Origin of the sequence: Leptospira licerasiae serovar Varillal str. VAR 010 (assembly GCF_000244755.1) — a bacterium.
GTDB lineage: Bacteria > Spirochaetota > Leptospiria > Leptospirales > Leptospiraceae > Leptospira_B > Leptospira_B licerasiae.
In genome coordinates this window covers 290,240-307,956 of record NZ_AHOO02000013.1, presented here as the reverse complement: position 1 = coordinate 307,956, position 17,717 = coordinate 290,240, and the positions used below count along the sequence as shown (strand labels likewise).

Annotated in this window: 17 protein-coding genes; 8 read left to right on the top strand and 9 right to left on the bottom strand. The window is 42.1% G+C overall.

The genetic code is table 11. The features are described 5' to 3' along the window. Positions 1 to 66 precede the first annotated feature (66 nt). From LEP1GSC185_RS17325 to LEP1GSC185_RS17315, 3 genes are all read right to left on the bottom strand, one after another. Positions 67 to 1,248: an acyl-CoA dehydrogenase family protein gene (locus LEP1GSC185_RS17325; RefSeq protein ID WP_008592059.1), complete on the bottom strand. Its 1,182-nt coding sequence runs from the start codon at positions 1,246 to 1,248 to the stop codon at positions 67 to 69. A gap of 156 nt (positions 1,249 to 1,404) precedes the next feature. Continuing rightward, positions 1,405 to 2,589, bottom strand: coding sequence for a sterol desaturase family protein (locus tag LEP1GSC185_RS17320; RefSeq protein ID WP_008592931.1), 1,185 nt, complete (start codon positions 2,587 to 2,589; stop codon positions 1,405 to 1,407). Positions 2,590 to 2,609: 20 nt separating this feature from the next. Continuing rightward, positions 2,610 to 3,392 carry an SDR family NAD(P)-dependent oxidoreductase gene (locus tag LEP1GSC185_RS17315; RefSeq protein ID WP_024864058.1) on the bottom strand — a complete coding sequence of 261 codons (783 nt, stop codon included), beginning with the start codon at positions 3,390 to 3,392 and terminating at the stop codon, positions 2,610 to 2,612. A gap of 175 nt (positions 3,393 to 3,567) precedes the next feature. Between LEP1GSC185_RS17315 and LEP1GSC185_RS17310 the strand changes: the two genes are divergently transcribed. Next, a complete protein-coding gene (locus LEP1GSC185_RS17310; protein WP_008592290.1) occupies positions 3,568 to 4,221 on the top strand; it encodes a glutathione S-transferase family protein in 654 nt (217 codons plus the stop codon). Positions 4,222 to 4,341: 120 nt separating this feature from the next. Then, the gene (locus LEP1GSC185_RS17305; RefSeq protein ID WP_008592710.1) at positions 4,342 to 4,578 is read left to right on the top strand and encodes a hypothetical protein; all 237 of its coding nucleotides are present in this window, start codon (positions 4,342 to 4,344) and stop codon (positions 4,576 to 4,578) included. A gap of 6 nt (positions 4,579 to 4,584) precedes the next feature. On the opposite strand, the gene LEP1GSC185_RS17300 is transcribed toward LEP1GSC185_RS17305, so the two are convergent. Beyond that, complete coding sequence (locus tag LEP1GSC185_RS17300) at positions 4,585 to 6,552, bottom strand: M3 family metallopeptidase (protein ID WP_415857739.1); 1,968 nt, start codon at positions 6,550 to 6,552, stop codon at positions 4,585 to 4,587. Positions 6,553 to 6,648: 96 nt separating this feature from the next. Between LEP1GSC185_RS17300 and lsa23 the strand changes: the two genes are divergently transcribed. Both lsa23 and LEP1GSC185_RS17290 read left to right on the top strand, forming a co-directional pair. Then, positions 6,649 to 7,248 carry a surface adhesion protein Lsa23 gene (gene lsa23 / locus LEP1GSC185_RS17295; RefSeq protein ID WP_008592742.1) on the top strand — a complete coding sequence of 200 codons (600 nt, stop codon included), beginning with the start codon at positions 6,649 to 6,651 and terminating at the stop codon, positions 7,246 to 7,248. A gap of 74 nt (positions 7,249 to 7,322) precedes the next feature. Then, on the top strand, positions 7,323 to 8,498 hold the full coding sequence (locus LEP1GSC185_RS17290) for a MaoC family dehydratase (protein WP_008592795.1): 1,176 nt from the start codon (positions 7,323 to 7,325) through the stop codon (positions 8,496 to 8,498). A 170-nt stretch (positions 8,499 to 8,668) separates the two neighbouring features. Here the strand turns inward: LEP1GSC185_RS17290 and LEP1GSC185_RS17285 are convergent, their stop codons facing one another. The 3 genes from LEP1GSC185_RS17285 to metK are packed head-to-tail and all read right to left on the bottom strand — an operon-like array spanning position 8,669 to position 11,141. Then, complete coding sequence (locus tag LEP1GSC185_RS17285) at positions 8,669 to 8,983, bottom strand: ATP-dependent Clp protease adaptor ClpS (RefSeq protein ID WP_008597187.1); 315 nt, start codon at positions 8,981 to 8,983, stop codon at positions 8,669 to 8,671. A 38-nt stretch (positions 8,984 to 9,021) separates the two neighbouring features. Further along, entirely contained in the window at positions 9,022 to 9,981 is a 960-nt protein-coding gene (locus LEP1GSC185_RS17280) for a transketolase family protein (RefSeq protein ID WP_008592971.1), read from the bottom strand. After that, on the bottom strand, positions 9,981 to 11,141 hold the full coding sequence (gene metK / locus LEP1GSC185_RS17275; RefSeq protein ID WP_008593000.1) for a methionine adenosyltransferase: 1,161 nt from the start codon (positions 11,139 to 11,141) through the stop codon (positions 9,981 to 9,983). The genes LEP1GSC185_RS17280 and metK overlap by 1 nt, the downstream gene beginning before the upstream one ends. 195 nt (positions 11,142 to 11,336) lie before the next feature. Between metK and LEP1GSC185_RS17270 the strand changes: the two genes are divergently transcribed. From LEP1GSC185_RS17270 to LEP1GSC185_RS17260, 3 genes are all read left to right on the top strand, one after another. Beyond that, the gene (locus tag LEP1GSC185_RS17270) at positions 11,337 to 11,735 is read left to right on the top strand and encodes a ParB N-terminal domain-containing protein (RefSeq protein ID WP_008592847.1); all 399 of its coding nucleotides are present in this window, start codon (positions 11,337 to 11,339) and stop codon (positions 11,733 to 11,735) included. Positions 11,736 to 11,966: 231 nt separating this feature from the next. Continuing rightward, positions 11,967 to 12,773, top strand: coding sequence for a major surface lipoprotein LipL32 (gene lipL32 / locus LEP1GSC185_RS17265; RefSeq protein WP_008592267.1), 807 nt, complete (start codon positions 11,967 to 11,969; stop codon positions 12,771 to 12,773). Between the two features lie 431 nt (positions 12,774 to 13,204). Then, entirely contained in the window at positions 13,205 to 14,959 is a 1,755-nt protein-coding gene (locus LEP1GSC185_RS17260) for an acyl-CoA dehydrogenase family protein (RefSeq protein ID WP_008592415.1), read from the top strand. A gap of 64 nt (positions 14,960 to 15,023) precedes the next feature. Here the strand turns inward: LEP1GSC185_RS17260 and LEP1GSC185_RS17255 are convergent, their stop codons facing one another. Continuing rightward, the gene (locus LEP1GSC185_RS17255) at positions 15,024 to 15,710 is read right to left on the bottom strand and encodes an oxidoreductase (protein WP_008592517.1); all 687 of its coding nucleotides are present in this window, start codon (positions 15,708 to 15,710) and stop codon (positions 15,024 to 15,026) included. On the opposite strand from LEP1GSC185_RS17255, the gene LEP1GSC185_RS17250 reads away from it, so the two are divergent. Then, positions 15,702 to 17,222, top strand: a complete 1,521-nt coding sequence (locus tag LEP1GSC185_RS17250; RefSeq protein WP_008592663.1) for an adenylate/guanylate cyclase domain-containing protein — start codon at positions 15,702 to 15,704, stop codon at positions 17,220 to 17,222. The two genes, LEP1GSC185_RS17255 and LEP1GSC185_RS17250, sit on opposite strands and share 9 nt — an antisense overlap. 136 nt (positions 17,223 to 17,358) lie before the next feature. On the opposite strand, the gene LEP1GSC185_RS17245 is transcribed toward LEP1GSC185_RS17250, so the two are convergent. Further along, positions 17,359 to 17,694: an Mpo1-like protein gene (locus LEP1GSC185_RS17245; RefSeq protein ID WP_008592340.1), complete on the bottom strand. Its 336-nt coding sequence runs from the start codon at positions 17,692 to 17,694 to the stop codon at positions 17,359 to 17,361. Positions 17,695 to 17,717: the final 23 nt, after the last annotated feature.

The following is a 17,717-nucleotide window of genomic DNA, read 5'->3' as shown; positions in this document are numbered from 1 at the left end:
AAAGTTTGACTTCTGGCGGATCGGCAAGCAAGTCAAAATTCTCCCGCCGGAGACTAAAAGAGAATTTTACCCTTTTTTGTTTTTGGATGCCGCATCTTTTATAAGTCCTGCGGCAATTTCGTTTCTCTGGATCTGGCTTGTGCCTTCGTAAATCTGAAGGATTTTAGCGTCCCTATAAAATTTTTCCACAGGGTATTCTTTTGTATATCCATAGCCGCCGAAAATTTGTACAGCATCGGACGCGACTTGGACCGAAGAATCGGATGCGTAACATTTTGCCATTGCGGAAAATTTTGCGGCATCTTTATGAAAAGTTTCCGCATACACTCCTGCCTTGTAAGTCAGAAGTCTGGAACCTTCTATCTTGATTGCCATATCTGCAAGCATATGCTGGATCGCTTGGAAGGAAGCGATCGTAGTTCCGAACTGCTCTCTTTCTCTTGCGTATTCGATCGCAGCGTCGAATGCACCTTGCATAAGCCCGACTGCACCTGCTGCAACTGCGGGTCTAGAAAGTATGAGCGTCTTGAACGCGTGTAAAAATCCCATATTCTCTTTTCCGCCCAAAAGATTTTCTTCCGGGATCTCGCAATCTTCCATGATGAGCTGTCTTGTTTCGGAACATCGGATCCCCAATTTATCTTCCTTCTTTCCGAAAGAAAATCCTTTGGTCCCTTTTTCTATGATAAAACAAGAGATCCCTCTCGGGCCTCTGTCCTTATCGGTCATCGCAAATACAGTATAAATATCCGCTTGGCCGGCGCTACTGATCCATTGTTTGGTCCCGTTTAAAACATAACGGTCCCCTTTTTTTACTGCGGTAGTCGCCATAGCGGGAACATCCGAGCCGGCTCCGGGTTCGGATAGACCGAATGCGGCAGTTTTTTCTCCGGAAGCAAGAAGTGGGAGCCATTTGTCTTTTTGCGCTTTGGTACCTCCCACATCGATCGGCAAAGCGCCAAGTTTTGTAGAAGTGAATGCTGTGTTTACTCCCAAACAACCCCAAGAAACTTCTTCTGCGAGGACGATACCTCCCATCATTCCGTAACCTAGTCCGCCGTGTTCTTCGTCGAACAACGCCTGGTACAATCCTGCTTCTTTAAATTTTTGTAAAATAGCTTTCGGATATTCGTTATTTTCGTCGTAGTGCATCCTGTTCGGAACAACTTCCTTTCTGACTACGTCCCTGACCAGTTCTCTGAGTTGTTGTAATTCCTCTGGTAATTCGAATTGAAGCGGTGAATTCAAGCTTGCCTCCCAATGATATTCTTTTTCAAATTCGGTTTTTGATTCCTAGGCAATCTTTAGAAGAAGGTATGGATTGATCAAGCGAAGCTTTTCATGTCGCTTACTATAATAAACGGATTGTTTGTTATACGAACTAAAAGAGCCGATTCGAGAAAATTATTTCAGGTTCCAAACTAGGACTCCGAGCAATACGAATTTCAGGACTTCCCATTTTTCCATTCTAGATCTACCGTTCCATACGAGTCCTAAACTTAAAAATGCAAAGAAGAACCAAACTCCAAAGCCTGAATACAAAGCTAGAGAGATCTTTCCTAATTTCAAAAGTTTTAATAAATAAACGGAAAGTCCGGCAAGAAGTACAAACTGCATTACTCCATAAACTTTTCTGGAACTAGAAATAGTCGGATCGAATTTTGTATAAGTGGCTCTGTTGATTTCAGGGACCTTCTTCTCCCCTCCCAGGGAATCGGGTCTCCAGTCAGGCTTTTTGACAAGAAGAAGAAGTTTATCCTTCCAGTTTGGAGTTGCCTTCATTAAATTCCAGAGGGAAACATACACATGTAGATTCGCCCAAATTGGATTAAATGTAGGAAGAGGTTCCGTCAGTCCGTAGATCGGTTCCTTCTTCTCCTCCGCGTATGTTCCAAACCAACGATCCCAGAGGATGAGAATGCCTCCGTGGTTCTTGTCCAAATATTCCGGATCTCTTCCGTGATGGACCCTATGGTGAGAAGGAGTCAAAAGAACTTTTTCCATCCAACCGAGCTTTCCGATCAATCTAGTATGGACCCAGAATTGATAGATCTTCAATATCCCATGGCAGATAAAAAACATCCACCAAGGGATCCCGAGTAAAGCCAAAGGAAGATTAAACATATACTCAAAAATCCTTTGGAACATGGATTGCCTAAGCGCCACAGTTAAATTAAATTCTTCGCTAGAATGATGGGTCACATGACAGGCCCAAAGAAAATGGATCTCGTGAGTTGCCCGATGGAACCAATAATAAATAAAATCCACAGCGATCAAAACGAATGTCCATGCAAAAAACGACTCCGGACTGAATTGCCAACCCTCGGCTGTTTTTACCAAAGGGGAAGAAGACGGGAATTCCCCTACATGAAAAAGACTTTGGATCGAATAATATATTCTGATTTTATCATATAGGAGAATAGCTCCCAAAGTGATAATAACTCCGGTAAAAGAGTATAAAATCCCTGTTGCGAGATCCGAGACAGAATCATTCCATCTATAGACCGATTTCCTTCTTCCCCATATAAATTCCACCAAAGCCAATCCGAGGAAAAAGGGAACCGCCTTATCCAAAATCGTTTCTTGCATATCTTAGGACACTCTTCTGTTTAATTTACTGTATTTAGAAATTTTGCCAACTTACGGACCAAAAATCTAGGAGCGATCCGAACGGATTGTGCCATTACCTTGTTTGCCACTCCGGATATTACTACAGCTTTACCCGCCTTTACTCCCTGATAACCGATCTTTGCCACATAGGCTGCGTCCGCTTTAGGGACAAGAGAACTATTCAAGATCGCAGACTTATCCATTTCCGCTCTTTTAAAAAATTCGGTTTTAGTAGGACCAGGGCAAAGACAGGTAACGTTCACTCCGTCTTTACGGACTTCCTCCGCAATACCTTCCGAGAAGAATAGAACGTATGCCTTGGAAGCGTAATAGTTCGTCATCATAGGTCCCGGCTGAAAAGCCGCAGTGGAAGCTACGTTTAAAATTTTTCCTGCATGTCTTTCTCTCATATCTTTCAAAAATAGATGAGTTAATTCCACAAGAGAGGTAACATTCACTTGGATAAGATCCAATTCTTCTTTCAGATCTAAAGAATGGAATTTTCCGTTAGTCCCAAAGCCTGCGTTATTTACCAAAAGATCCACGATCGCTTTTTTCTTTTTGGCGAAATCGTAAATTTTTTTAGGGGACTTGGGATCGGAGAGATCCGCGGAAAGAACTTCTACGTTCGCTCCTAAACTTTCCATTTCCTTTTTTACGGAATTTAAGGTCTTGAGATTTCGAGCTACGAGTATAAGATCGTAACCGTCTTTAGCGGCCAATTTTGAAATTTCGTATCCGATGCCTACGCTAGCACCTGTAATTAATGCTGTTTTTTTCATGATCCGATAAGATTCCTTTTCGAAAGAGTAAATTCTTTTTTTCGCTGCCAATTTTAGATTTAGATTTCCTTTCGGGAAAGTAGAAATTGAAAATCCATCCAAGTTCCCATTCTTTCTTATCTATCTTGAAAAAGACTTTACCATCCTGCTTCTAATTGGATGATCCTAGGCTCTTATGATAAAACTATACGGTTATCCGATCAGCAATTATACGAATAAGGTCAAATTGGCACTTTTAGAAAAAGGTTTGGAGTTCGAAGAGATTCGCACCGGCTTTTCCCAAGACGAGGAGTTCCTACAAAAAAGCCCAATGGGAAAAATTCCCTATTTAGAAGTGGATGGAAAATATCTGGTAGAGTCCCAAGCGATTCTGGAATTCTTAGATGATGCTTATCCAAATAGCAAACGTTTGATCCCGGCAGATCCTTTCGAAGCAGCCGAAGTTCGGACGATTATATCTTTTATCGAAAATTATATAGATATTCCCGCCCGTAGACTGTATGAGTCGATCGTGGAAGGAAAAACAATCTCACCGGAAACTGTAGAACTCACAAGACTCTCTATCCAAAAAGGAGCGAAAGCGCTTTCCAGGGTGGTAAAATTTTCTCCCTATATCGCAGGAAAAGAATTCACTGCAGCGGATTGTTCCGCGTTTGCCACCTTTCAGATCATAAACGATCATATTGCGGATTGGATCTCTCCAAATCCTCTCTTAGAAATTACAGGATTACAAGAGTATCTAGATATGATGATGAAGAATCCGAATGCCGTAAAAGTGGATAAACCAAAGTCAGTCGTGATGAAAGCCTTAAAAAGACTCCGCAAATAGAGTGGATCTAAACTCTAATTTTGTGCGCCGCCTTTTTCCATGAGAAAAATTCGGATCAAACATAGTTTCAAAAAATCTGGTTGACTGGTTCGGTTCGCAAATTAACCTGCTGGTGTCTTTATGGAAGCAGAGAAAGTCATTTCGGTCCCTATCAAAGAACTTCCTCACTTAAAAGTGATCCTAGCCGGATGGTACAATTTTTTAAAGGATAGTTACGATCAGAAAACGATAGATGCAAACGCCTTTAAAGATTCTTTAAAGACGAATGTGGTCTATAATATCGATTCCGACCAAGTAGAATTACTACTTTCAGGCACGGAACAATTGCTTCAAAATTTCCGCAAAAAGCTTTCTTAAAGCGGTTCAAGCTACTAAATCATAGAGTTTTAATAGAGCGTCCGGTTCAGGATCTCTTCCCAGAAAACGTTTGAATAGTACCATTGCGTTTTCGGAGCCCCCTTTTTCCAAAATCTCGGTCCTGTATTTTGCAGCCAGGTCCTCGTCAAAAATTCCCTTGGATCTAAACGCAAAGAACGCGTCCGCTGCTAAAAGTTCCGCCCATTTATAACTATAATAACCTGCTGCATATCCTCCTGAGAAAATATGACCGAAACCATTCTGGAACTTGTTATATTCGGGCGGAAAAATTACGCTTACATCCTTTCGCACAGTATCCAGAATATTTTGCACTTCCTCCTCCGAATATTTTTGAAGATGGATCCTTATATCAAAAATCCCGAATTCTAGCTGCCTCACCACCCCCATCGCAGCCAAAAAGTTTTTAGTATCCTTTAATTTTTGCGCCAATTCTTTCGGCATAGGTTTTCCCGTTTCATAATGAAATGCAAAAAAATCTAAAACCTCTGGTTCATACGCAAAATTTTCTAAAAACTGAGAAGGAAATTCCACTGCGTCCCATTCTACTCCGTTGATCCCGCTCACAGGAGGTTCTTCAATTTTCGCGCAAAGATGATGGAGAGCATGTCCCATCTCATGAAAGAATGTTACGACATCGGAATGATTTAATAGAGAAGGAGCGCCATCCTTAGAAGGAGGAAAATTACAAATAACGAATGCGGAAGGAAGGATCGTTTTACCGGAAAGTTTATTTCTAGTTTCCCAATGATTCATCCAGGCGCCGCCCTGTTTGTCCTTTCTCGCTTCCAGATCCAAATACAATCTGGCAATAATTTCGGAGCCGTTTTTTACATGATACACTTCCGTTTTGGGATCCCAAACGGGAGCGTTCGTCTTCTCAAATTTTAATCCTAATAATTTCTCCAAAAAGGCGAAAGTTCCCTTTACCACAGAATTTTTTTCGAAATAAGGACGAGTCAGCTCTTCGTCAAAATTATAGTCCTTCTTCTTTAATTTTTCAGAAACATAAGCGCTGTCGAATGCTTGAAAATCCGGAATACCAAGCGTTTCTGCAAATTTTTTGAGTTTGGAAATTTCCTTCTCTGCTACCGGCTTGGCAAGTTTTCCGATCCTTTGAAGGAAGTCCAACACCTGCTCAGGAGAATCGGCAACCTTGGTCGCCAAAGAAGATTCTGCGTAATTTTTATATCCTAATAATTTAGCGGACTCATCTCGGACAGCCAGTATCTCTTCCAAAATTTTGCCGTTTCCCGAAGCGCGGGTTACGTATGCTTTGTATAATTCCTCTCTTTTGGAGCGATTTGTTCCGTAAGTCATATAACAATTATAACTTGGGAACTGAAGAGTGAAAGTGTAAGTCCCGTCCTCGTTTTTGTACAACGCCTTATCCGATTCAGGGATCTCCTTTACATCTTCTTCAGATTCGATCTTCATTTCGAAAGAGTTGGTGGAATCCAATAAATTTTGAGAGAATTGGTTGGAAAGATCCGACAACCTAAGTTGAATTTCCTGAAGACGATTTTTTTTATCTTCCGGAAGTCCAACTCCTCCTAATTTGAACTGCAGGATTGCATCTTCCAGCACCTTGTTTTTAGGTCTGTCTAATCTGGATTTTTCCTTCTCGTAAATTTCAGAATATAGTTTGAATAATTCTTCGTTTTGGCCTAGTGCTGTATAAAACTCTGTGATCTCAGGAAGTATCTCAGTATAGTGTTCTTGTGTTTCTTCGCTATTTTTAACACTATTTAGGTGGGAAAGTACGGTAAACTCTTCCTGCAATTCTTCCATAGAATCGTTCAGAGGTCGTATTACGGACTCGTAATTTACAACATCCCTCTTTTGTAAAACTTCTTCCAAAACCTTTTTAGTGTTTTGTATCTTTTCTCTCACCTTCTCCTTTTGGGCAGAAAGCGCTATTTGGGGAAATTCTCTGAATAAAACTGAGGAACTCATCGATTCCAGACTTTCTCTTCCCGAATGGAAAAGCACCTATTTTCCATCTTGACAAGATTGAAAAACTGATTCGAATTCCTCCATTCCGACCTTCTCATGAAATCTTATCTTCTCATCCCACTATTCATTCTTCATTTGGGCTGCGCTAGTCCACCTCTGCCAATATTCCAAGCCACGGAAGGGATCTGTCCCAAGTCGGATCTTTTCGTTTTATCCCAACCTGAGATAGATGTGCAGACCGGCAACGATCTGGTAGGGATCTATTGTAAGGCAAATATCACTCCGATTGGATTCGAATGGGAGATCAGTTTGGTCTTTAGGGATGAGATCCATCCAAGCTCCTGGAAGGATTTTTTTTACAGGATTTACCGAAGGATCCGCTACGGTAGGACCTACGACATTGAGTCGTTCTTAGTTCGACTCGAGCCGGACGGTAAAACTTTTCAATTAGATCTAAAGAATGTTTATTCAGGAGACCAGCTCTTCCAAGAAGATCCGGTCGTCCATAAAGACAGGGTACTTTTTTCTTCTCATTTGGAAAATCGAAACTCTCTGCCGATCCTTTACGTAAATACCTGGAATCATATGTTTGGGGAGAAGGACAATAATCCGGAGCTTACGAAACAAGAGATCCAAATTTCGGAGTTTCGTTTCGGATCCAGAAGCCAACTGGACGGGTATTTCGGGACTTATTAAGCCGAAAAAGCCTTTTCCGACCGGAGGATCTCAAAATCCTGGAAGAAACTTAAAACGAAGCAGGAGTTCTCACTATGGCTAAAATCCCTACTTCCCCCTTCGCGGAACTAGGTCCCAAAACTCCGGTGGAAACCGGAACCGTAAAACGGGGCATTTACGGCAGATATCTGGAAGAATTTACAGAAGGTGCAATTTTCGAACATCCAAGAGAACTGACCATCGATCGTTCTTTTGCACAAGAGTTTGCTACCACTTTTATGGAAGCAAACCCACTTTATCTTTCCGCTCCTTATGCACAAGCTCACGGATTTAAGGATCTATTAGTTTCCCCGTTAATGGTGTTCAACGTAGCGCTTTCTTTAGGAGTTCAAAATGATTCCGAAAAAGCTCTCGCAAACCTTGGATACTACGACGTTCAATTCTTGAAACCTGTATATCCCGGAGATACTCTTTCCGCTAAAACCAAAATTATCAAAATTGATGATAAGGGAGCGGACAAACCGGGGATCGTTCATGTTCGTACGATCTGCTTGAACCAGAACAAAGAGTTGGTTCTTCAATACGAAAGAAAGATCATGATCTATCACTCTAACGGAAAACCGAAAGGAACTCCTAAACCTGTGATCAAGGATGCTTTTTTCCCTGAGACCGATAGCCCTGTGATCGAACTTCCTGAGTTAAAATTCCCTAAAGGTTTCGAGACCGCTACCTGGACGGACACTTATTTCGAAAATTTCGCAGCAGGTCAGATCTATATCCACCAAAACGGAAGAACCATCACTGACGAACATTTCCCTTGGACGTACAGAGTTGGGAACACTCACCCGCTTCACTACGACAAACTGTATTCTTCTGGAATTTCCGGTCCAATGGGTGGAGAGCCTGTCGTTTACGGAGGATTAGTCTTCGCATGGTTATGCGGACTTTCTTCCAGAGATGTGACCGAAAATGTTCTTTGGGATCTTGGATTCACCGAAGGATATCATACTCAACCTTCTTTCAGTGGGGACACAGTGACTGCGATCACTAGAGTTTTGGCGGTAAAAGACAGAGGGACCGAATTTGGGATCCCTGCCGGAGAAGTGCATCTTCAGTTCATCGGTCTGAAAAACATCAAGGCAAACGACGCCTTCGAAAAATTCGGAGCGGATCTATTCCTCAAAGAAAACGATAAGAAAAAACACGGTAAGGAAAAATTACCTGAGAAAATTTTCGAGATCGAAAGAAAGATCTTAGTTAAGAAGAAGTAAAAGCCGCAGAGATATTAGAGACGCGGCGTAGTAATGACTCACGCGGAGGCACAGAGTCGCGGAGGTTTATTGGAATTAGTAAAACCAAAAACTCTCTGCGTCTTCGCGTCTCAGCGTGCCTAAAAAACTGCGTCTCTTTTGAGTCTTAGCGACTTCGCGTGGGCTATGTCTCACCCTTCTAAAGTGGCGCTCATAGAGCCTTTGGATGCGGGCAGCAAAGGATCCGGTCCGTAATTCAGGATTAAGTCTTGGATATGTTCTGCGTGTTCTAATTCCCCTGCAAACACTACAGTCTTTTTTTGGGCGTCTACTTCTACAGCGTGACTAAACGCTTGCTCAGGAGTCATCTTACAAACATCCATGAGCATCATGATCACGTATTCGTAGGTATGCTCGTTATCATCCCACAAAACCACTCTCCAGGGACCTCCGATCTGCACCGGCTCTTCTGTGGTGGTTTCTTCTATTGAGGGTGAGCTAGGCATGACAAGAAAAACCGAATATACCTCGAGGTGGCGCGGGACTATTTGGATTGGACTGCTTTTTTCGCTAATTCCACTATGTTTTTGGATCTGAGTCCGAAATAATCCAGAAGTCCCGACCAAGTACCGGATTTTCCGAAAGTATCCTTCATTCCTAATTTCAGAACTCTAACCGGATGTTCTTCGGATAAAAATTCGCTGACTGCGGAACCTAATCCTCCGATCACGTTATGCTCTTCACAAGTGACAACTGCACCGCAAAGTTTAGCATATTTTAATATAGCTTCTTTATCGATTGGCTTGATCGTTGCCATGTTCAAAAGAGTAGCCTGGATGCCTTCTGCTTCCAGTTCTTTTACTGCGATCATAGCCTCGTTTACCAGAACTCCATTTGCGATGATAAGAACGTCTTTACCTTCTCTCATCACTTCCGCTTTTCCGATCTCGAATTTATAATTTTCTCTTTCGATCAACGGAAGATTTGGACGGCCAACTCTTACATAAACCGGTCCTTTATAATCTGCAATTGCATGAATGATCTGTTTAGTTTCATTATAATCGGAAGGACAGATCACCACCATTTCAGGAATGGCCCTCATAGTGGCAAAATCCTCGATACATTGGTGAGAAGCTCCGTCCTCGCCCACCGTAATCCCGCCGTGAGAAGCTACTAATTTCACATTTAAGAAAGGATAAACTACACTATTTCGCACCACTTCCCAAGCTCTTCCGGATAAAAACATCGCGAAAGAAGAAGCGAACGGAACGTAACCTGAAAGAGCGAGTCCGGCTGCATGGCCCACTAAATTCTGCTCCGCAACTCCTACGTTGAAAAAACGATCCGGAAATGCTTTCGCGAATTTATTGGTCTTAGTAGAACCGGAAAGATCCGCGTCTAGTACTACGATATCGGGACGTCCAGCACCTAATTCGTGCAATGCGTCTCCGTAACCGTCTCTGGTTGCTTTTTGGTCTGCGCTAGATGCGGATACTGCTCCCATTAACCTTTCAATGCTCCTGCTTTATCGGTTCTTTCCCAGGTAAATGTTTCTCCACTTCTTCCGAAATGTCCGTAAGCTGCGGTTTCCCTGTATTTTCTTCCTTTCTCCAATAATTGTAAGGACTCGGTGATCCCTCTTGGAGTCAGTTTGAAGTTAGCTCTAATTCTTTTTACGATCTCTTCTTCGGAAAGTTTACCTGTTCCGAAAGTGTCCACGTGAACCGAAACAGGTTCTGCCACTCCGATCGCATATGCCAACTGCACCTCGCATTGAGAAGCAAGTCCGGCTGCTACCACGTTTTTCGCGATATATCTACCCATATAAGCTGCGGAACGGTCCACTTTGGATGGATCTTTTCCGGAGAATGCTCCACCACCATGTCTTCCGTAGCCGCCGTAAGTATCCACGATAATCTTACGCCCGGTTAGACCTGTATCCCCGTGAGGCCCGCCAATGATGAACTGTCCGGTTGGGTTGATAAAATATTTCGTGTCTTTCAAGAAGTTAGCCGGGATTACCTTCTTAATACATTCTTCAATTACGGATTCCTCAATCTGTTTATGGGAAACTTCTGGAGTATGCTGGGTGGAAATTACCACGGTATCCACACGAGTAGGTTTTCCATTTTTGTATTCAACAGTTACCTGAGACTTAGCATCAGGACGTAACCAATTCAATTTACCGGTATGACGTAATCCAGCCAGATGTTTGACTAACTCGTGAGAATAGTAGATAGGCATAGGCATTAGTTCAGGAGTCTCGTCGATAGCAAACCCGAACATCAAACCTTGGTCGCCGGCTCCTTGCTCTTTAAAAAGACCTTCTCCCTCGGTAACACCTTGAGAAATGTCAGGACTTTGGGCGTGAATATGAGAGGAAACTACCGCGAACTCTGCATCAAATCCTAGAGAAATATCGTTATAACCGATCTCTTTGATTACGTTTCTTGCGATCTCGGCAGCGTCGATTTTTCCTTTGCTGGTAACTTCTCCTGCGATAACCACTAAATTAGTAGTTACCAGGGACTCGCAGGCTACCCTAGATTTTGGATCCTGTGCTAAATAAGCGTCCAGAATTGCGTCGGAAATTTGATCGCAAACCTTGTCCGGATGTCCTTCCGATACGGATTCCGAGGTAAAGATGAAGTCTTGAAGGGACATTCGATTGTAATTCCTGTTAAAATTATTTCGAAGGGGAGAATCTTCCCCGCCTAAAACTATAAACCTATGCAAGTCGTCACTGTCAAGTGAATCCGACCCAACCTTTTCCAATCCAAGGAGGCTTCTTACGGAAATTTAGTCAAAACTTCTGAAATTGATTTGTAGGAATTATACGGTGAAAAAAGCATTTCTTAGATGAAAATTCGGGTCTCCGATATTAAGGTAAAGAACCGCATTCGTAAAGATTTAGGCGACTTACAAGGTCTAAAATCTTCCATACAAAACTTAGGGCTTTTGCATCCGATCATTATCGACCTGGACAATAAATTAGTCTCTGGCGAAAGACGCCTGGAATGTGTAAAACTTCTGGGCTGGGAATATGTTGATGTCCGAATCGTAGATGTACGAAGTAAAAAAGAAAGAGTTCTGATCGAAGCCGAAGAAAACAATGTACGGCTACCGTTTACCCCGGAAGAACAAGAAAGGGCCCAAAAGCTATTAAGAAGATATTCCCATACTGGGATCCTTGGTAGATTATTTGCCTGGTTATTGGATCTTTGGGAATGGTTTTGGTCCTGGCTTTTCAAAAACTAAACTAACCTATCCATCATTCCCTCATTGAAACGTTTCCTATATTCGGAGACCTGGAAATTTTTTTACTCTCCAAATGGAACTTGTTATATGATCCCTGCCGGAGGTAAAATTACCTCTTTGTAAAATTTTTGCACCGCAAAAGAGTCGTAGGAAACAAAAATTTATTAATTAGATTTACAAAAAGGAATCTCTTCTCTATCTTGAGCAATCCATACCAAGGAGATCTCTCGAATGAAAAAATCTTCGATCCTTATAATCTCCACCGCTATAATGGTCAGCTTTGCTGCATGTATCGGTGGACTCCCCGGCCTACAAAGTAATTTCTCGGTCGGAGAGCAAGACATTCCAGGAGTAGGAGTTAAGAAGCTTTTCGCACCTTATTCTGAAACTGTGAACTATTGGGGATACATCAAACCAGGACAAGCCGCTGACGCAGTAGTAAACGGAAAGAAATCATATTTCCTTTATATTTGGGTTCCAGCAGCTATCGTTGAACTAGGTGTTCGCTTAATTTCCCCTACCGGAGAAATCGGTGAGCCATCTAGCGGCGACTTCGTGAGCGAGGCTTTCAAAGCTGCAACTCCAGAAGAAAAAAGCATGCCGAACTGGTTCGATACTTGGATTCGCGTAGAGCGCTTAGCAGCTATTATGCCGAACCAAATCGAAGGAGCAGCTAAAGGAAAAGCTCTTCAAAATCTTGGCGACAATGATGATGGAGACGATACTTACAATGAAGAGCGTCACAACAAGTACAACTCTTTACTTCGTATCCAAATTCCTAATATTCCAAAAAGCTTGGACGAACTGAAAAACATCGACACTAAAAAACTTTTAGTTCGCGGTTTATACAGAATTACCTTCACTACTTACAAAGTAGGCGAAGTTAAAGGTTCTTTCGTAGCTACTGTTGGAGTTCTTGGCCCTCCAGGTGTTCCAGGTCTTTCTCCTATTCTTCACGCAAACCCAGCTGAATTGCAAAAATTAGCTGTTGATGCAGAAGAAAAATTGAAAGCTGCAGTTGCTGGAGACAAGAAGTAATCCTTCTTTTTTCCCGCTTTGCTTAAAGCCGAAAGCCGTCGGGTAAAACCGGCGGCTTTTTTTATACATTCGATTAGCTGCAATTACGCTCGCCGAGACGCAGGGGCGCGGAGTTTTTTTCACATTCCAAATACTCAATTTCCAATTTCTTTATCAATCCTCAGACTAACTAAATCCTCAAGCCATCAAAAACTATTATCCAACCCTCTCTGCGGCTTTGCGACTCTGCGTGAATAATCTCCCCATTCCTTCTAACTCTTCGAACTCCGTGGCCTCTTCGCGAAACCTAATACTGTTCAAAAAGAATCCTGACTTTTAAAAAATATTCCGTCCTAGAATTTTTCCCTTTCCATATCAAATCCGAATAATAAGGGTCTCTTAAGAAACGCAATCACACTGAACAAAAGTTCATTTATATCCGGAGAATATCTATGCTCGAAAATAATTACTTCTTAGAGAACGAAGACTTAAAACAATATTTCGAATCCTTAATAGATTGGGAAGAGATAGTAGAAGCATTCGAACAAGGTTTTTTAGACAAAAAAGAATATGAAAAGACCGGAAAGGAAGAATTCGCGTTAGCTCCGGGAAGTAAAGAAGAAGCAGTCGAATTTTACAGATCCGTACTAGAGTCTGCGGGTGAGATCGCAGGAAAAGAGATCGCTCCTTTCGCTCAGAAAATGGATTCAGAAGGTCTAATATACGAAAAAGGTAAAGTTCGTTTCCCTAAGGAAATGATAAACGCAGTCAATCAGGTCAAAGAAGCCGGAATTCTTCCTTATTCGATCGGACGTAAACATGGGGGTTTAGGATTACCTTGCACCGTACAGGCAATGCTTATGGAAATATTTTCCAGAGCGGATGGATCGGTTGCGATCGCTTTAGGATGTATGAACCTTGCAGAGACTATTGAAAGATTCGGTTCTAAAGAAATGGTAGAATCCTATGTGCCTAAAATGGCGGCCGGAGAACTTTGCGGAGCAATGGCGCTCACGGAGCCGAATTACGGATCAGATCTCCCAAACCTGCAAACAAAAGCGATCAAAGGAGAAGACGGGATCTGGAGGATCACCGGAGCGAAAAGATTCATCACTCACGGTTGCGGCTTCAATGATAAACCTTCCATTATTCTTACATTGGCAAGAACCGGAAGTCCGACAAGCGGTGCAAGAGGACTCTCCTTCTTCATCGTCAAAAGTGAAGATGTGGAGATCGCCGGAATTGAAAAGAAAATGGGACTACATTGTTCTCCGACTTGTGAAGTAGTCTACGAAAACACCCCAGGTATATTGATCGGAGAAGAAGGTTACGGACTCGTAAAATATTCCATGGCAATGATGAACGGCGCAAGACTTTCCATCGCAGGGCAAGCAATGGGGATCGGAGCGGCCGCTTATTATGAAGCCAAAAAATACGCGGATGAAAGAGAACAATTCGGTAAGAAGATCAAAAATATACCTGCGGTGAAAAAAATGTTGGATCTAATGGACAGAGAGATCCTAGCAATGCGTTCCATTCTCCAGGAAGCTTCCAGATCTATAGACCTTTATCATTGGAAATCGGAAAAAATGAAAGAGTCCGGTGTAGACGAAAGGGAGATCAAAAAGGAAGAAAGTATCAAAAAATGGGAGAAACTCGCCAATCTATTCACTCCATTATCTAAATATTATATTACGGAACAGGCAAATAAGATCGCATTCGACGCACTCCAAATCCACGGAGGAGCGGGATATACCTACGATTACGATATTTCCAGGATCTATAGGGATGTACGGATCACCAATATTTATGAAGGGACCACACAATTGCAGGTAGTAGCGGCAATCGGTGGAATTGTCACCGGACTTGGCGCAAAAGGGATCTTAAGACAATATCTGGACGAGGAAATATCTAATATCTCCGCCTCCAGAGAACTGATCGAAAACCGTAAAAAACTGGAAGAATCCCATACAATTTATACTTCTTTAGAGAATGGAACATCCAAAGACGAGGTTGCGTTCGAACTAGTGGAATCCGCAACAAGAGTTATCATAGGAGTGATCTTAGAAAGAGGCCTGAAAAAGTTAGACGGAGAAGCGAAGGCCCAAAGAGAAACTCTGGTTCATTCTTATAATCTGGATAGCTCGGCTTTCTTAGAATATAATAAAATCCGCATCCAAAATAAAAAAGAAGCAGTGTTGGTTTAATTTCGGCTTCTCGGCACAAAAGGAAGGAAAGCCTCAGTTTTTTGCGCACAGAGGCAGGAAGCTGCTAAATAGAATCCAAATTCGCTCTTGCGGAAGAAGATCCCAATATCTGTATCTGATCCGATTCTATGATCTGCTTTCCTTTTTTGCCGGACCAAGCCAGGTTCAACATGGACTTGGCTACCGTCTTTGCATGAATAGATCTGTATTTTTTGAGAGGACCTAAAAGCAGAGGATTGATCAAAAAGGCAAGTTTTGATCCGATCTTCTCCCCCAACCTGAATTCTTTTCGATCTCCTTCTAAAAGAGAAGGTCTGAAAATCCCGAAAGTTTCAAAACCGAGTTTTGAAATTTCCTCTTCTACTTCTCCTTTAACTTGGTTATAAAATACGAATGAATTCGTATCCGCTCCGAGTGCAGTCACTATGAAGAAAGATTTTACGCCCTTCTCCCTTGCGGCTTTTGCAAAGCTTAATGGATATTCGAAATCCACTTTTTTAAAATTCTCTTTAGAGCCTGCCTTGCCGATCGTAGTTCCTAAAGTGCAAAATGCATCCGTAATACCTTGAGGAAACTCAGGAAGTTTTTCCCAATCTGTAAGGATCAATTCCAATTTGGAATGGGTCCATCCCAGAGGTTTGCGAACCAAAAGGTAAACCTTATCCCAAGATGGATCTATTAATAATTCCTGCACAAGCTCTCCGCCAACAAGTCCCGTTCCGCCTGCAATGATTGCAACTCTATGGTTCATTCTTCTATCCTGTTCTATCCAAGGGTTGACCCGATCTTGGTTTTGTATAAAAGTTCCACCGATTCGGATTTTTATTTAGGAATTATAACATTCCTTTTGTTATCCGATTCAGTCGAAAACAATAAGAAACGATTGAATCAAAAATGGAAAGGAGTATTTTGGGGAGCTATGCCTATCAAAGATTATCTACCTAAGTTTCTTTGTAATATTCTGGAAATAACGGATCGCAATAAAATGGACGATTCGGTCCGTAAAGTTTTGGAAAACGAAGAGATCATAGGCGCCTATGTGTCCAATGCCTTTCGATATTTGCTTCTTCTATTTTTTGCGGCCCAGTTGGCCTTAAATTGGAAAACCGGAGACGCAATCATAAACGGGATCGCGTTTACACTTTTCACTGCAGTCACAATTGGACACTCTTACGTAATACGCACCTGCACTCATTGGGCGATCAAAGGATTTTCTTATCTTGCTTTGGTAGCGGACTTTTTTGTGATCAGTTCTTTGTTATTATATTATACTCTTCACCAAAATTCGTTCGATCTAGGATTTGCTATCAAAAATCCAATCATGAACTTTCTGCTCTTCCCTCTCGCGTTTTCATTGATCCAGTTCAGATTAAGATACGTGGTCTTAAGCGTTATCCTATTTTACATGGTCTATTTCGGGATCTTTTCCTATGCGTTATTGTATGATAAGATGGTATTCGCAAAAGATTGGGGAGACTATGTAATGGGTCCGAACGTTCTTTTCACGGATGCATTATTCGGAAGGCCTATGGTCTATCTGATCCTGGCATTCTTTTTCGCTTTCGGGATCTTGAGGACTCTGATCATGATAAGACGAATCGGAGAAGGAGAAGCACAAAGATCACTACTATCTCGTTACTTCTCTCCCGGAATGGTTGAGGAAATGATGACTAATCCAGACGTCTTGGAAGGAAGAAGACAAACCGCCACAATATTATTCACCGATATCCGCAACTTCACTGCTCTTTCGGAAAATATGGATCCTCTCGAACTAAGTAGATTTCTTTCTTCCATTAGAGAAACATTAACCGATTGTGTTTTCGAATTCGGCGGGACCCTGGACAAATATATAGGCGACGCAGTCATGGCAACATTCGGAACTCCCTATCCTTCTGCCGATCCTGCCTCGGATGCAATCCGTGCGTTACAATGCGGACAGAGGATGTTGGAAAAATTAGGAGAATTTAATAAGAACAGAGAAGCCAAAGGACTGGAACCTGTAAGGATCGGGATCGGGATCCATACGGGAGAAGTTTTCTCCGGAAATATTGAAACAAGCAGAAGAGCAGAATTCACCGTAATCGGAGACGCAGTCAACACTGCTTCCAGAATAGAATCTCTTACTAAAAACTTCGGAAAAGAACTATTGGTCTCCGAAGAAACCTGGAAACTAGCGGGGGCGAACTTTATAGGAGAAACTCTTCCTCCAGTACAAGTAAAAGGAAAAGAAAAACCGGTGACTGTAGTAGCTGTCGGAGCTTAAGGATTTTAGATAGTTGCGATTAAATTTATTATGCTTCGGTAATAGATGAATAACACTAAAACGAGGTACTAGTCGCGAAATCGCAGATAACGGTAAATCTTAAAGAAAAACCCTGCGACTTCGCAACTCAAGGAAGTTACTTCACTCCTGCCTTTTCGAGTTCCTTACCTAATTGACCGGTGATCGTATAAAAATACATTCTCCAATCGCTTACAAAGGATTTGAACGGATATATAAAAGTAGCAGGACGGTTTTTTTCTAAGAAAAAATGCCCGATCCATGCGAACAGGTATCCGCTAAACAACGCTCCCAATAAGTACCAAGCGTTTAAATAGAAGATTGCAGAAACTATAAACACAAGGGCACATGTGGTTCCTATAAAATGGAATACCCGATTCATTTTGTTCGAATGTTCTCTTAGATAAAATGGCCAGAATTCCTGCAGGGTTTCGTATTTTTTATTTTCGGTCATCTTTGTCCCTCCGGAACTACATG

Coding starts and splice junctions, on each gene's coding strand:
- LEP1GSC185_RS17305 (WP_008592710.1), top strand. CDS start 4,342: ATGGAAGCAGAGAAAGTCATTTCGGTCCCTATCAAAGAACTTCCTCAC.
- LEP1GSC185_RS17280 (WP_008592971.1), bottom strand. CDS start 9,981: ATGGGAGCAGTATCCGCATCTAGCGCAGACCAAAAAGCAACCAGAGAC.
- LEP1GSC185_RS17260 (WP_008592415.1), top strand. CDS start 13,205: ATGCTCGAAAATAATTACTTCTTAGAGAACGAAGACTTAAAACAATAT.
- LEP1GSC185_RS17320 (WP_008592931.1), bottom strand. CDS start 2,589: ATGCAAGAAACGATTTTGGATAAGGCGGTTCCCTTTTTCCTCGGATTG.
- LEP1GSC185_RS17300 (WP_415857739.1), bottom strand. CDS start 6,552: ATGAGTTCCTCAGTTTTATTCAGAGAATTTCCCCAAATAGCGCTTTCT.
- LEP1GSC185_RS17255 (WP_008592517.1), bottom strand. CDS start 15,710: ATGAACCATAGAGTTGCAATCATTGCAGGCGGAACGGGACTTGTTGGC.
- LEP1GSC185_RS17270 (WP_008592847.1), top strand. CDS start 11,337: ATGAAAATTCGGGTCTCCGATATTAAGGTAAAGAACCGCATTCGTAAA.
- LEP1GSC185_RS17245 (WP_008592340.1), bottom strand. CDS start 17,694: ATGACCGAAAATAAAAAATACGAAACCCTGCAGGAATTCTGGCCATTT.
- LEP1GSC185_RS17310 (WP_008592290.1), top strand. CDS start 3,568: ATGATAAAACTATACGGTTATCCGATCAGCAATTATACGAATAAGGTC.
- metK (WP_008593000.1), bottom strand. CDS start 11,141: ATGTCCCTTCAAGACTTCATCTTTACCTCGGAATCCGTATCGGAAGGA.
- lipL32 (WP_008592267.1), top strand. CDS start 11,967: ATGAAAAAATCTTCGATCCTTATAATCTCCACCGCTATAATGGTCAGC.
- LEP1GSC185_RS17250 (WP_008592663.1), top strand. CDS start 15,702: ATGGTTCATTCTTCTATCCTGTTCTATCCAAGGGTTGACCCGATCTTG.
- LEP1GSC185_RS17315 (WP_024864058.1), bottom strand. CDS start 3,392: ATGAAAAAAACAGCATTAATTACAGGTGCTAGCGTAGGCATCGGATAC.
- lsa23 (WP_008592742.1), top strand. CDS start 6,649: ATGAAATCTTATCTTCTCATCCCACTATTCATTCTTCATTTGGGCTGC.
- LEP1GSC185_RS17290 (WP_008592795.1), top strand. CDS start 7,323: ATGGCTAAAATCCCTACTTCCCCCTTCGCGGAACTAGGTCCCAAAACT.
- LEP1GSC185_RS17285 (WP_008597187.1), bottom strand. CDS start 8,983: ATGCCTAGCTCACCCTCAATAGAAGAAACCACCACAGAAGAGCCGGTG.